Origin of the sequence: Pseudomonas sp. SMV7 (assembly GCF_052041995.1) — a bacterium.
In the GTDB taxonomy this organism is placed as follows: domain Bacteria; phylum Pseudomonadota; class Gammaproteobacteria; order Pseudomonadales; family Pseudomonadaceae; genus Aquipseudomonas.
Map to the genome: position 1 here is coordinate 112,414 of NZ_JBKGGT010000005.1, position 13,093 is coordinate 125,506.

The window sequence follows — 13,093 nt, forward strand, 5'->3', positions numbered from 1 at the left end:
ATGCTCGACCGCCACTCGTTGTTCTGGAAACTGGCCATCCTGCTGGTGGGCTTCTGCCTGCTGATGATCGGCCTCAGCTACACCTGGGGGCGGCACATGGAAACCCAGGACGCCTTTCTTTCGGCACGGGCACAGCAGGTGTTGCGTGGTTATGCCAGCGAGGCCGAGCAGGCCTGGCGCAGCGGCGGGCGTGCGGGGCTGGACCGCTGGGTAGCAAGCATGCGCCAGCGCGAACGCGGCTGGGTTGGTGTTTTCGACCTCAACCTGCGGCCACTCGACAGCGCCAGCCTCGACCCGCAGACCATGCAACGCCTGACCCGCCTGCGCGGTGTCGACTGGCCGATGAGTCAGCGCACCGTGGGTCAGCCATGGCTGCGCATACCGTTTCCGGGGGCAGCGGAGCAGGGCCTGCTGGTGATCGAACTGCCGCAGCGCTTCAACCCTGGCCAGCACCGCCTGTTATGGCGGGTCGTCACCAACGGCATCATCCCTGGGCTGTTCACCCTGCTGCTGTGCGTGGGTCTCTACCGCATGCTGATCGTGCCGTTGAACCAGTTGCGCGAGCAGGCCAACGCCTGGCGCGCCGACCAGCTGTCGGCGCGACTCGACTCACGTACCATCGCCCGCCACGACGAACTGGGCGAACTGGCCCGCGCCTTCGACCAGATGGCCGAGCGCTTGCAGGGCACCGTGGCCATGCAGCAGCAATTGCTGCGCGACCTGTCCCATGAAATGCGCACGCCGCTCAGCCGGCTGCGCGTGGCCTGCGATGGTGAAACCGACCTGCCGCGCCTGCGCGAACGCCTGTCGCGAGAATTGGCCTGCATGCAGCAACTGGTCGAGGACACCTTGCAACTGGCCTGGCAAGACGCCGAACGTGGGCCGATGAACCTGGAACCGATCGAAATCCACGCCTTGTGGGAGTTGCTGGCCGAGAACGCCAGCTACGAGAGCGGCTGGCCGCTGGCGCGGTTGCGCTGTGAAGTGCCGGCCGACTGCTGGGTGCAGGGCAACCTCAATCATCTTGCCCAGGCGCTGGAGAACCTGTTGCGCAATGCCATTCGGCATTCACCGGCCGAGGGTGTGGTGCGCTTGGGCGGGCAGCGTGACGGCAGCTATTGGCGGCTGTGGCTGGAGGATGAAGGTGGCGGCGTAGGTGACGCGGACCTGGAGCGGATTTTTGCGCCGTTCTCGCGGCTGGACGGCTCACGGCCCGGGGACGGGGGCTTCGGCCTGGGGTTGAGCATCGCCCGCAGTGCCATCCAGCGCCAGGGCGGGACCCTGTGGGCGGAAAACGGCAAACGCGGGTTGCGGTTGTGGCTGCGCTTGCCGTTACATGCGCCGGTCACCCAGCAGCCAGCGCGGCCCCTCAGGGCAAGCACAACAGGTACATATAGCTTGTAGCTATATCCATCACAGATTGCGTGATATGGCCGCGAAGGGTTTGCCGGTATGATAGGCGCCCCTGCCGTCCGGATTGTGAAATACGCCATGACCTTGCAGTACCCAACCATCGCCGATTGCGTCGGCAATACGCCTCTGGTTCGCCTGCAGCGCATCGCTGGCGAAACCAGCAATACCCTCCTGCTCAAGCTCGAAGGTAACAATCCTGCCGGCTCGGTGAAGGACCGCCCGGCACTGTCGATGATCACCCGCGCCGAACTGCGCGGCCAGATCAAGCCCGGCGACACCCTGATCGAAGCCACCTCCGGCAACACCGGCATCGCCCTGGCGATGGCGGCGGCGATCAAGGGCTACAAGATGATCCTGATCATGCCCGACAACTCTACCGCCGAACGCAAGGCCGCCATGACCGCCTACGGTGCCGAGCTGATCCTGGTGACCAAGGAAGAGGGCATGGAAGGTGCCCGTGACCTGGCCGAGAAGCTGCAAGCCGAAGGCCGTGGCCTGGTGCTGGACCAGTTCGCCAACGGCGACAACCCGATCGCCCATTACACCAGCACCGGCCCGGAGATCTGGCAGCAGACCCAGGGCACCATCACCCATTTCATCAGCTCCATGGGCACCACCGGTACCATCATGGGCTGCTCGCAGTACCTCAAGGAACAGAACCCGGCGGTGCAGATCATCGGCCTGCAACCGATGGAAGGCTCGGCCATCCCCGGCATCCGCCGCTGGCCCGAGGAGTACCTGCCGAAGATCTTCGACGCCACCCGCGTCGACCGCGTGGTCGACATGTCGCAGCAGGAAGCCGAAGACACCACGCGCCGTCTTGCCCGTGAAGAGGGTATTTTCTGCGGCGTGTCTTCCGGTGGTGCGGTCGCGGCCATGCTGCGCCTGTCCCGCGAGGTGGAAAACGCCACGATGGTCGCGATCATCTGCGACCGTGGCGACCGTTACCTGTCCACCGGCCTGTTCGACCTGAGCTAAATGTCCAAGAAGAAAAGCAACAGCGGCCTGCGTTTCCAGCCGGCCGGCGGCAACCGTACCGCCCAGGTGCCCGTGGGCAAGAAACAGCGGCTGGATATCGAGCGCCTGGCCGGTGACGGCCGCGGTATCGCCTTCTTCGAGGGGCGCACCTGGTTCGTCAGCGGCGCCCTGGCCGGTGAGGCCGTGGAGGCGCGGGTGCTCAACGCTCGTGGCAAAGTGGTCGAGGCCCGCCTGGAGCGGCTGCTGCAGGCCAGCCCCGAGCGCCGCGAGGCGCCCTGCCGGTATTACGGCCGTTGCGGTGGCTGCAACCTGCAGCACCTGCCCCTCGAGGCACAGCTGGCGCTCAAGCAGCGTACCCTGGCCGAGCAGTTGCAGCGGGTGGCCGGCGTGCAGCCCGAGGAATGGGCTGCGCCGCTGAGCGGGCCTGAATTCGGCTACCGGCGCCGGGCCCGCGTGGCGGTGCGTTGGGATGCCAAGGCACGCCAACTGCAGGTAGGCTTCCGCGCCGAAGCCAGCCAGGACATCATTGCCATCGATGATTGCGCAGTGCTGGTACAGCCCTTGCAGGCGATCCTGCGCCACTTGCCGACCGTGCTGCGTTCATTGAGCAAGCCGCAGGCGCTGGGCCATGTCGAATTGTTCAGCGGCAGCGCTGAGGCGCTGCTGGTGCGTCATGTCGCGCCGCTGCCGGCAGAAGACCTGGCCAGGCTGCAGGCGTTCTGCGTGCAGGCCAGGGCGCAATTGTGGCTGCAAGGCGAAGGCGAGCCGGCAGCGGTGGAGCCGACAGCGCAACTGGGCTTCGCCCTGGCGCCCTGGCAACTGGAGCTGGCCTGGCGCCCGGGGGACTTCGTGCAGGTGAATGCCCAGGTCAACACGGCAATGATCGAGCAGGCCCTGGCCTGGCTTGCACCGCAGGCCGACGAGCGTGTGCTGGACCTGTTCTGCGGCCTGGGCAACTTCGCCCTGCCGCTGGCACGCCAGGCGCGCGAGGTGGTGGCAGTGGAAGGCGTGCAGGCCATGGTCGACCGGGCCGCAGCCAATGCCCGGAACAACAATGTGCATAACGCACGGTTTTTTCAGGCCGATTTATCGCAGCCTTTGGCAGGCACCGGATGGGCCGCCGAGGGCTTTTCTGCGGTACTCTTGGATCCACCGCGCGACGGTGCTTTCGAGGTGGTGCAAGGCATCGCCCGCCTCAAGGCCAGAAGGCTGGTCTATGTATCGTGCAACCCGGCCACGCTGGCGCGAGACGCCCAGGTGCTGGTCGGCCAGGGGTACCGGTTAAAAAGGGCCGGGATTCTCGACATGTTTCCTCAGACGGCGCATGTCGAGGCCATGGCGTTATTCGAAGCGGGCTAGCTGACTGGCCCCTTGGTGCGGCTTTCACGGAATGGCAGCCGCACGGTGATCGCCAGCGCACCCGCGTGGTGCGCTGTATGGAAAGGTAAAACAAAGATGGTACAGGTGAGAGTGCACCAGCCGGTCAACACTGACGGCAGTATCAATCTCGATGCATGGTTGGACCATGTGGTGAGCGTCGATTCGGCACTGGATCGCGCAGCGCTGAAGGAGGCCTGCGAGTTCGCCCATGAGGTCGAGAAAAAAGGCAACCCGGCCAAGCATTCCTGGGCGGACGGGACGTCCAGCTTCCAGGCGGGCCTGGAAATCGCCGAGATCCTCGCAGACCTCAAGCTCGACCAGGATTCCCTGGTAGCAGCCGTCATCTACCGCTCGGTGCGTGAGGGCAAGGTGACCCTGGCCGAGGTCAGCCAGCGTTTCGGCCCGGTGGTGGCCAAGCTGATCGACGGCGTGCTGCGCATGGCGGCGATCAGCGCCAGCCTCAGCCCGCGGCAATCGCTGGTGCTGGGTTCGCAGGCGCAGGTCGAGAACCTGCGCAAGATGCTCGTGGCCATGGTCGATGACGTGCGCGTGGCGCTGATCAAGCTGGCCGAGCGCACCTGCGCGATCCGTGCGGTCAAGGCCGCCGATGACGAGAAACGCCTGCGTGTCGCCCGCGAGGTGTTCGATATCTATGCGCCGCTGGCCCACCGCCTGGGCATCGGCCACATCAAGTGGGAGCTGGAAGACCTGTCCTTCCGCTACCTTGAACCCGACCAGTACAAGCAGATTGCCAAGCTGCTGCACGAGCGGCGGCTGGACCGCGAGCGCTTCATCAGCGACGTGATGAACCAGTTGCAGAACGAACTGCTGGCCACCGGCGTCAAGGCCGACATCAGCGGCCGGGCAAAACATATCTATTCGATCTGGCGCAAGATGCAGCGCAAGGGCCTGGAGTTCAGCCAGATCTACGACGTGCGCGCGGTGCGCGTGCTGGTGCCGGAAATCCGCGACTGCTACACCGCACTGGGTATCGTGCACACGTTGTGGCGGCACATTCCCAAGGAGTTCGACGACTACATCGCCAACCCCAAGGAAAACGGCTACCGCTCGCTGCACACCGCGGTGATCGGCCCCGAGGGCAAGGTGCTGGAGGTGCAGATCCGTACCCACGGCATGCACGAGGAAGCCGAACTCGGGGTCTGCGCCCACTGGCGCTACAAGGGCACCGACGTCAAGTCCAGCTCCAACCACTACGAAGAAAAGATCTCCTGGCTGCGCCAGGTGCTGGAATGGCACGAAGAACTGGGCGACATCGGTGGCCTGGCCGAGCAGTTGCGGGTCGATATCGAGCCGGACCGGGTCTATGTGTTCACCCCGGACGGCCACGCCATCGACCTGCCCAAGGGCGCCACCCCGCTGGACTTCGCCTACCGCGTGCACACCGAAATCGGTCACAACTGCCGCGGCGCCAAGATCAACGGGCGCATCGTACCGCTCAACTACAGCCTGCAGACCGGCGAGCAGGTCGAGATCATCACCAGCAAGCACGGCAACCCCAGCCGTGACTGGTTGAACTCCAACCTGGGCTATGTCACCACCTCGCGCGCCCGGGCCAAGATCGTGCACTGGTTCAAGCTGCAGGCACGCGACCAGAACGTCGCTGCCGGCAAGACCTTGCTCGAGCGCGAGCTCAGCCGCCTGGGCCTGCCTCAGGTGGACTTCGAGCGCCTGGCCGAGAAGACCAACGTCAAGACCGCCGAGGACATGTTCGCCTCGCTTGGCGCCGGCGACCTGCGCCTGGCTCATCTGGTCAACGCGGCCCAGCAACTGCTGGAGCCCGAGCGCATCGAACAGATCGAACTGGTGCCGCGCAAGCCAACCGGGCCGCGGAGCGGCAAGCGTGGCGACATTCAGATCCAGGGTGTCGGCAACCTGCTGACGCAGATGGCCGGCTGCTGCCAGCCGTTGCCGGGCGACGCCATCGTCGGCTACATCACCCAGGGTCGTGGCGTGAGCATCCACCGCCAGGACTGCGCCTCGGTGCTGCAGCTGGCAGGCAAGGAGCCCGAGCGCATGATCCAGGTCAGCTGGGGGCCGATCCCGGTGCAGACCTACCCGGTCGACATCGTCATCCGTGCCTACGACCGCCCGGGCCTGTTGCGCGACGTGTCGCAGGTGCTGCTGAACGAGAAAATCAACGTGCTGGCGGTGAATACCCGCTCGAACAAGGAAGACAACACCGCTTTGATGTCCTTGACCATCGAGATTCCTGGCCTGGACGCACTGGGGCGTCTGCTGGGGCGGATCTCGCAGTTGCCGAACATCATCGAGACGCGGCGTAATCGGACGCCTTGATACCGCGGCGCCTGCTTCGCGGGGCGGTTGATCCGCGAAGCAGCCACCCCCGAAGGACTTGCCTGGATGACCTATACCCTTGACGACCTGCTGCACCTCATGGCCCGCCTGCGCGACCCGCAATACGGCTGCCCATGGGACCTGCAGCAGAACTACGCGAGTATCGTCCCGCACACCATCGAGGAGGCCTACGAGGTCGCCGACACCATCGAGCGCGGCGATTTCGAGCACCTGCAAGGCGAACTGGGCGACCTGCTGTTCCAGGTGGTCTACTACAGCCAGCTGGCCCGCGAGGAAGGGCGCTTCGAGTTCGATGGCGTGGTCGACAGCATCACCCGCAAGCTCATTCGCCGCCACCCGCATGTGTTCCCCACGGGTGAGTTGTATGCGCCGGTAGACACCCCAAGCCTGAGCGAGGCCCAGGTCAAGTCACGCTGGGAAGAAATCAAGGCCGAGGAGCGCGCGGAAAAGAGCCAGCCCGAGCAGTTGTCGCTGCTTGATGACGTACCGGCGGCATTGCCGGCCTTGTCGCGTGCCGCCAAACTGCAAAAGCGCGCGGCCACCGTCGGTTTCGACTGGCCCGCGGCACTGCCCGTGCTGGACAAGGTCCGCGAGGAACTGGACGAAGTGCTGCAGGCCATGGCCGACGGCGATAGCGATGCGCTCGAGGATGAAATCGGCGACCTGCTGTTCGCCACCGTCAACCTGGCCCGCCACCTCAAGCACGACCCGGAACATGCCCTGCGTCGCGCCAACCGCAAGTTCGAGCGGCGTTTTCGCTTCATCGAACAGGCATTGCGCGACAGTGGGCGCCCCATCGAAGATTGTAGCCTTGACGAACTGGACGCCCTTTGGGGCGAGGCCAAACGTCAGGAAAAGAACCTGCCCAGCTGCGGCTGAGCTGTTGCATAAGTGAGTGAACATTCATGAGCCTTTCCCTTCGCGACCAATTGCTCAAAGCCGGTCTGGTCAACCAGAAACAGGTTTCCCAGGCCAACAAGGCCGAGAAGAAACAGAAACGCCTGGAGCACAAAGGCCAGGTCGAGGTGGACGACAGCCAGCAGCGCTTGGCCAAGGAAGCCATGGCCGAGAAGGCCAAGCGTGACCAGGAACTGAACCGCCAGCAGCAGGAAAAAGCCGAGCAGAAGGCCCGGGCCGCGCAGATCAAGCAACTGATCGAAGCCACCCGCCTGCCCAAGCTGAACACCGAGGACTACTACAACTTCGTCGACGACAAGAAGGTCAAGCGTATTGCCGTCAACGCCCTGATGCGTACCAAGCTGAGCAACGGTGCGCTGGCCGTGGTGTCGTTTGCCGGTGGCTACGAGGTCATCCCCCGCGAAGCGGCGGTGAAGATCCAGGAGCGCGACCCCAGCCGTGTCCTGCTGCTCAACACCCATGTCGAGGAAGCGGACGAGGATGACCCGTATGCGGCGTACAAGATCCCGGACGACCTGATGTGGTAAACAGCAAAAACCCCGCCTTGGCGGGGTTTTTCATGGGTAGCGGATTCACTGTGTGGCGCGCTGGTTTTCCAGGTCTTCCAGCTCGGCCCGGTACTGGTGTGCTTCGTGTTCATTGTGGAACATGCCTACCAGTTGGCCTTGTTGGTGCACATCCCAGATCCGCACGCCAGCGGCCAGGCCTTCGTGGGACATTTTCGATTCGTCGCGTTCGGTTACTTGGACTGTCATCGCTAAACTCCACTGCTTGAGTTGGCTGCGACACTCTGTCGCACGCCCTCTTTATAGAGTTTGTTAGCAGGCTAAGTAAATAAAATAGCCATGAAACAAGTTTCATCAACAGCCCCTGGGCCTATTGGTGCGCTTTTGTAGGAGCGGCCTTGTGTCGCGATGGGGCGCGCAGCGGCCCCAGGATCTTTGCCTTGACGCAAGATTGCCGGGGCCGCTCTGCGGCCCATCGCGACACAAGGCCGCTCCTGTAGAAGTCGGTGAAAAGCACGCAAAAAAAAGCCCCGCACAAGGCGGGGCTTCGGGTACTGCGGGCAGCGCGGATCAGTTGCCCTTCACCGGCTTGCCATCGACCGTGCCATCCTGCAGCACGATCACGTACTCCTTGCCGTCGGTCTCGACCTGGCGCAGTTGCACCAGCAGGTAATCCCAGTTCTTGGCAAACCACAGCTCGGTGATGCGCTTGCTCTGGCTAGGGTCACGCACACGCTCGACCTTCACCGCATCCACCTGGCCGGTCTTGGTGGTGACCTTTTCGGTACCCAGCACGCGGAAGTCGTAGGTGTCGATCTCGTCGCCGTCGACCACCTGGTAGGTCATGCTCTTCTTGCCGGCGGCCACGTCATGCTGCAGGGCCAGCTGGTAGGATGACTTGTCCAGCACACCACGGTTCAGCGGCAGGTTGATGGCATCGCCACGGTCGCTGCCGGTGACTTTCTTGGCGTTCCAGTCGAAGTTCAGGTCGACTTTCTTGGCCTTGCCCAGGCCACCGCGCTCGAAGTGATACTGCTGCGGCAGCAGGGTATCGTTGTCCATGCGCAGGGTGCTTTGCTCGGTCAGGCTGGCGATCATCATGGAGGCCTTGAAGTTAAGGTCCCAGGTACCGTTGGCATTCTTGACCAGGCTGCGCTCGGCGGTGCCGCTCATGGGCAGCTGCTTCCAGTCGGCGGTGTAGCTGGCCGAGAAAGGCTTCAGATCAGCTGCCTGGAGGGGCAGGGCGAGCACGGCGAGAGCCAAGAGCAGGGCGCGACGCATAAATTCTCCTAGGATCGAATCAGGTGACCGCTGGCCGCCAGGGGTTGGCCATCCAGTAATGCGCCCTGTTCGCCGAGGCGCAAGCGCCCCTCAGCGTACCAGCGCACCGCCAGCGGGTAGATCAGGTGTTCCTGACGGTGTACCCGCTGGGCCAGGCTTTCGACGGTGTCGTCAGACGCCACCGGCACTACAGCCTGTACGACCAATGGGCCGCCATCGAGTTCCTCAGTCACGAAGTGTACGCTGCAGCCATGCTCGGCGTCGCCTGCCTCCAGTGCCCGTCGGTGGGTATGCAGGCCTTTGTACTTGGGCAGCAGCGACGGGTGGATGTTGAGCAGGCGGCCCTGGTAGTGGCGTACGAAGTCGCCACTGAGGATACGCATGAAGCCGGCCAGCACCACCAGGTCCGGGGCAAAACCGTCGATGCGCGCCATCAGCGCGGCATCGAAGGCTTCACGGCTGTCGAACTGGGTGTGCTCGAGCACCACGCTGTCGATGCCGGCCGCCGCGGCGCGTTGCAGGCCGTAGGCGTCGGCGCGGTTGGAAACCACTGCGCGGATGCACACCGGGCTGTCCGCGCCTTGACAGCTGTCGATCAGCGCTTGCAGGTTGCTGCCGGAGCCCGACAGCAGTACCACTACATTGCAGGTCTTGCTTGGCATCAGTGTGCCTTGAGGTTCTGCAGCTCGACCTGGGCAGCGCCCTCGGCGGCTTCGGCGATGTGGCCGATCACCCATGGCTGCTCACCGGCGGCGCGCAGTTCGTTCAGGGCGGCTTCTACCTGGTCCTGGGCCACGCAGATGACCATGCCGACGCCGCAGTTCAGCACGCGGTGCATTTCATGCTCGTCGACGTTGCCTTTTTCCTGGAGGAAGTCGAACACCGCCGGGCGCTGCCAGCTGGCCACGTCGATCACCGCCTGGGCGTTGGCCGGCAGTACGCGCGGAATGTTGTCCAGCAGGCCGCCACCGGTGATGTGCGCCATGGCCTTGACCGCGCCGGTGTTCTTGATCAGTTGCAGCAGCGGCTTGACGTAGATGCGGGTCGGCGCCATCAGCAGGTCAGCCAGCGGCTTGCCGTCCAGCTGGGTGTTTTCGATGTCGGTAGCCGACACTTCGAGGATCTTGCGGATCAGCGAATAGCCGTTGGAATGCGGGCCCGAGGAGGGCAGGGCGATCAGCGCGTCGCCGGTGGCGACCTTGGAACCGTCGATGATCTCGGCCTTTTCCACCACGCCGACGCAGAAGCCGGCCAGGTCGTAGTCTTCGCCTTCGTACATGCCTGGCATCTCGGCGGTTTCACCACCGACCAGCGAGCAGCCGGCCAGTTCGCAACCGGCGCCGATGCCGGTGACCACGGTGGCCGCCACATCGACGTTGAGCTTGCCGGTGGCGTAGTAGTCGAGGAAGAACAGCGGCTCGGCGCCGCACACCACCAGGTCATTGACGCACATGGCGACCAGGTCCTGGCCGATGCTGTCGTGCTTGTTCAGGTTCAGCGCCAGGCGCAGCTTGGTGCCGACGCCGTCGGTGCCGGAGACCAGCACCGGTTGCTTGTAGCCGGCCGGGATCTCGCAGAGGGCGCCGAAGCCGCCCAGGCCACCCATGACTTCAGGGCGTGCGGTGCGTTTTGCCACGCCCTTGATGCGTTCGACCAGTGCTTCGCCGGCGTCGATGTCTACACCGGCGTCCTTGTAGCTCAGGGAGGGTTGCTTGCTCATTGATCCAGGCCTTTAGGAGGGAGGGATTCTAAAAAAACGACCATGACGGCCAAGGCCGGCGGGTAAGCGGCGGCTGCCTGAAACGTCAGTGGTCTGTGAAGGCGCGCGATTTTATCAGGGTTGCCGTGCAGCGGCCATCCTCAGGTCGACGGGCAGGGCGGTAATTGTTGAAAAAAGCCTTAGGGTGGTTGATGCGGTTGCATGTGTATAAGCTGCAAGCAACGAGTTGCAAGCTGCTTCGCAAGGCAGCCTGGCGCTCGGCCTGCTTTTTCTTGCCGCTTGAAGCTTACGGCTTGAAGCTCGACTGGACAGGAATCCTCCATGCGTTTGTTGAATATTCTGGCGGCCGGTTGCCTGGCCCTGATCTCGGCCACCGTCCAGGCTGAAAATGTCTCCGGCCTTTACCAGGTACGCGAAGCGGTGACCGGGCCGGGCGCCGAAGCCCGCGCAGCGGCTACCGCCAAGGCCCTCGATACCCTGGTGTTGCGCCTGACCGGCGACCCCAAGGCGGCGCAGAACCCGGCACTGGCCGAGCTGCGCAAGGACCCGCAGCAAATCATCAACCAGGTGGGCAGCGAAGCCGGGCCACCCGAGTCGGTGCTGGTCGAATTCGACCCCGGCAGCACCGAGCGGGCCCTGCGCAAGGCCGGCCTGGCCTTGTGGGGCAGCAACCGCCCGTCGATCCTCGGCTGGTGGCTGAACGACAGCGCCGAAGGCAGCAGCCTGGTCGGTGACGGCCAGGCCAGCGCCCAACCGCTGCGCCGCGCCGCCCAGCACCGTGGGCTGCCGCTGCGCCTGCCGCTGGCCGACCTGCAGGAGCAACTGGTGGCCAACGCCGGGCAGATCGAAGGCAGCGACCCGGCGCCGTTGCGTGAAGCCTCCGAACGCTACGGTGCCGATGCGCTGCTGGCCGTGCACGCCCGCGAAGCCGACGGCAAGTGGCAAGGCAAGTGGCAGCTGTGGCTGGGTGACCAGCGTGAGCAAGGCACTGCCGAGGGGAGCGACCCGGCGGCCTTGGCTGACGCCGTGATGCAGGCGGTCAGCGTCCGTCTGGCGCCGCGCTACGTCACCCGCCCAGGCGCCAGCAGCCAGTTGCAGGTGCAAGTGCAGGGCATGAACCTGCAGCGCTACGCCGAACTGGCCCGCGTGCTCGAACCTTACGGCCCGCGCCTGCAGATGGTCGAGGGCAGCACCCTGACCTACGCGGTGACTGGCAGCCGTGAACAGCTGCGGGCCCAGCTTGGCCTGGCCAGGCTGCAGGAAGTACCGGCCGAGCAGGCGCCGGCGTTGCCGCCTCCGCCAGTTGCGGCCGGGGCAGCGGGCGGGCCGCCGGCCACGCCGGCCCAGCCTGCGGCCACGCCGTTCGACGGCCTGCGTTTTCGCTGGTAAGGGGAGGCACACCGCATGACCGACGTACGCCGTTGGATCTGGCTGGGCGCTGCCTTGCTGGTCGCCGTGCTGCTTTATAGCCTGCACAACATTCTCACCCCGTTTCTGGTCGGCATTCTGCTGGCTTACCTGGCCGACCCGCTGGTCGATCGCCTCGAGCGCCTGGGGCTGTCGCGCACCTGGGGCGTGGTCGTGGTGTTCGGCTTGTTCACCCTGCTGCTGCTGGCCCTGCTGCTGGTGCTGGTGCCGCTGCTGGCCAAGCAGCTGTTGCGCCTCTACGAGCTGGCGCCACAGATGCTCGACTGGCTTGAGCACGTGGCGTTGCCCTGGGTGCAGAGCCGCCTGGGCCTGGCTGACGGCTTCTGGAAATTCGACCGGATCAAGGCCGCCATCGGCAGCCACATGGGCCAGACCACCGACATGGTCGGCATGCTGCTGTCGCATGCCACCGCCTCGGGCCTGGCGCTGATGGCCTGGTTGGCCAACATGGTGCTGATCCCGGTGGTGGGCTTCTATCTGTTGCGTGACTGGGACCTGATGATGGCCAAGCTGCGTAGCCTGCTGCCGCGCCAGCGCGAGCCGCAAGTGATGGGCCTGGCCGGGGAATGCCACGAAGTGCTGGGTGCTTTCGTCCGCGGGCAGTTGATGGTGATGGTCGCCCTGGGCGTCATCTATTCGGCCGGGCTGATGCTGGTGGGGCTGGAGCTGGGGCTGCTGATCGGCATGCTCGCCGGGCTGGCGGCCATCGTGCCGTACATGGGGTTTGTCATCGGTATCGGTGCGGCCCTGGTGGCTGGCCTGTTCCAGTTCGGTGGCGACTTGTACCCGATGCTGGGCATCGTTGCGGTGTTCATGGTCGGCCAGGCGCTGGAAGGCATGGTGCTGACGCCGTTGCTGGTGGGGGACCGCATCGGCCTGCACCCGGTGGCGGTGATCTTCGCCATCCTGGCCGGCGGCGAGCTGTTCGGCTTTACCGGCGTGTTGCTGGCGCTGCCGGTGGCGGCGGTGATCATGGTGCTGCTGCGGCATGTGCACGACCTGTACAAGGAATCGGACATGTATGCCGGGGGCGTCGACCCGGAGCTTTGATGCAGGCCGCTGCTGCACGGCGTGCACGCCTTGCTTGCACGCAACTCATTGATTTTGCTTGTGCTATCCGCAGCCGTGATTG

The 13,093-nt window shown here is 64.8% G+C and carries 12 protein-coding genes; 8 read left to right on the forward strand and 4 right to left on the reverse strand.

The window, feature by feature from the left end; genetic code table 11:
• From ACLEJP_RS08360 to ACLEJP_RS08385, 6 genes are all read left to right on the forward strand, one after another.
• Positions 1 to 1,404 (forward strand): histidine kinase sensor domain-containing protein, encoded by a 1,404-nt coding sequence (locus ACLEJP_RS08360; RefSeq protein ID WP_440805473.1) that lies wholly within the window; start codon positions 1 to 3, stop codon positions 1,402 to 1,404.
• Between the two features lie 87 nt (positions 1,405 to 1,491).
• Positions 1,492 to 2,391: a cysteine synthase CysM gene (cysM, locus tag ACLEJP_RS08365; protein ID WP_225776674.1), complete on the forward strand. Its 900-nt coding sequence runs from the start codon at positions 1,492 to 1,494 to the stop codon at positions 2,389 to 2,391.
• Entirely contained in the window at positions 2,392 to 3,750 is a 1,359-nt protein-coding gene (gene rlmD / locus ACLEJP_RS08370; RefSeq protein ID WP_440805475.1) for a 23S rRNA (uracil(1939)-C(5))-methyltransferase RlmD, read from the forward strand.
• Positions 3,751 to 3,846: 96 nt separating this feature from the next.
• Entirely contained in the window at positions 3,847 to 6,087 is a 2,241-nt protein-coding gene (gene relA / locus ACLEJP_RS08375) for a GTP diphosphokinase (protein ID WP_225776676.1), read from the forward strand.
• Between the two features lie 66 nt (positions 6,088 to 6,153).
• Positions 6,154 to 6,987, forward strand: a complete 834-nt coding sequence (mazG, locus tag ACLEJP_RS08380) for a nucleoside triphosphate pyrophosphohydrolase (protein WP_289134503.1) — start codon at positions 6,154 to 6,156, stop codon at positions 6,985 to 6,987.
• A gap of 26 nt (positions 6,988 to 7,013) precedes the next feature.
• Positions 7,014 to 7,553: a DUF2058 domain-containing protein gene (locus tag ACLEJP_RS08385; RefSeq protein ID WP_225776678.1), complete on the forward strand. Its 540-nt coding sequence runs from the start codon at positions 7,014 to 7,016 to the stop codon at positions 7,551 to 7,553.
• Between the two features lie 45 nt (positions 7,554 to 7,598).
• On the opposite strand, the gene ACLEJP_RS08390 is transcribed toward ACLEJP_RS08385, so the two are convergent.
• From ACLEJP_RS08390 to purM, 4 genes are all read right to left on the reverse strand, one after another.
• Complete coding sequence (locus tag ACLEJP_RS08390; protein WP_144171563.1) at positions 7,599 to 7,781, reverse strand: hypothetical protein; 183 nt, start codon at positions 7,779 to 7,781, stop codon at positions 7,599 to 7,601.
• Positions 7,782 to 8,102: 321 nt separating this feature from the next.
• Positions 8,103 to 8,813 carry a DUF3108 domain-containing protein gene (locus ACLEJP_RS08395; protein ID WP_170028715.1) on the reverse strand — a complete coding sequence of 237 codons (711 nt, stop codon included), beginning with the start codon at positions 8,811 to 8,813 and terminating at the stop codon, positions 8,103 to 8,105.
• Between the two features lie 8 nt (positions 8,814 to 8,821).
• On the reverse strand, positions 8,822 to 9,475 hold the full coding sequence (purN, locus tag ACLEJP_RS08400; protein ID WP_289134499.1) for a phosphoribosylglycinamide formyltransferase: 654 nt from the start codon (positions 9,473 to 9,475) through the stop codon (positions 8,822 to 8,824).
• A complete protein-coding gene (purM, locus tag ACLEJP_RS08405; protein ID WP_186689768.1) occupies positions 9,475 to 10,533 on the reverse strand; it encodes a phosphoribosylformylglycinamidine cyclo-ligase in 1,059 nt (352 codons plus the stop codon). Before purM ends, purN begins: the two co-directional genes overlap by 1 nt.
• Positions 10,534 to 10,854: 321 nt before the next feature.
• Here purM and ACLEJP_RS08410 point away from each other — a divergent pair, with 321 nt between their 5' ends.
• Together ACLEJP_RS08410 and ACLEJP_RS08415 are read left to right on the forward strand one after the other, a co-directional pair.
• Positions 10,855 to 11,922, forward strand: a complete 1,068-nt coding sequence (locus ACLEJP_RS08410; protein ID WP_440805480.1) for a DUF2066 domain-containing protein — start codon at positions 10,855 to 10,857, stop codon at positions 11,920 to 11,922.
• A gap of 15 nt (positions 11,923 to 11,937) precedes the next feature.
• Entirely contained in the window at positions 11,938 to 13,011 is a 1,074-nt protein-coding gene (locus ACLEJP_RS08415; protein WP_440805483.1) for an AI-2E family transporter, read from the forward strand.
• The last annotated feature ends 82 nt before the right edge of the window (positions 13,012 to 13,093 follow it).

Excerpts from the sequence above, each read along its gene's own strand:
- ACLEJP_RS08410 (WP_440805480.1), top strand. The coding sequence starts at position 10,855 with ATGCGTTTGTTGAATATTCTGGCGGCCGGTTGCCTGGCCCTGATCTCG.
- ACLEJP_RS08395 (WP_170028715.1), bottom strand. The coding sequence starts at position 8,813 with ATGCGTCGCGCCCTGCTCTTGGCTCTCGCCGTGCTCGCCCTGCCCCTC.
- purN (WP_289134499.1), bottom strand. The coding sequence starts at position 9,475 with ATGCCAAGCAAGACCTGCAATGTAGTGGTACTGCTGTCGGGCTCCGGC.
- ACLEJP_RS08390 (WP_144171563.1), bottom strand. The coding sequence starts at position 7,781 with ATGACAGTCCAAGTAACCGAACGCGACGAATCGAAAATGTCCCACGAA.
- rlmD (WP_440805475.1), top strand. The coding sequence starts at position 2,392 with ATGTCCAAGAAGAAAAGCAACAGCGGCCTGCGTTTCCAGCCGGCCGGC.
- mazG (WP_289134503.1), top strand. The coding sequence starts at position 6,154 with ATGACCTATACCCTTGACGACCTGCTGCACCTCATGGCCCGCCTGCGC.
- ACLEJP_RS08360 (WP_440805473.1), top strand. The coding sequence starts at position 1 with ATGCTCGACCGCCACTCGTTGTTCTGGAAACTGGCCATCCTGCTGGTG.
- cysM (WP_225776674.1), top strand. The coding sequence starts at position 1,492 with ATGACCTTGCAGTACCCAACCATCGCCGATTGCGTCGGCAATACGCCT.
- purM (WP_186689768.1), bottom strand. The coding sequence starts at position 10,533 with ATGAGCAAGCAACCCTCCCTGAGCTACAAGGACGCCGGTGTAGACATC.
- ACLEJP_RS08415 (WP_440805483.1), top strand. The coding sequence starts at position 11,938 with ATGACCGACGTACGCCGTTGGATCTGGCTGGGCGCTGCCTTGCTGGTC.
- relA (WP_225776676.1), top strand. The coding sequence starts at position 3,847 with ATGGTACAGGTGAGAGTGCACCAGCCGGTCAACACTGACGGCAGTATC.
- ACLEJP_RS08385 (WP_225776678.1), top strand. The coding sequence starts at position 7,014 with ATGAGCCTTTCCCTTCGCGACCAATTGCTCAAAGCCGGTCTGGTCAAC.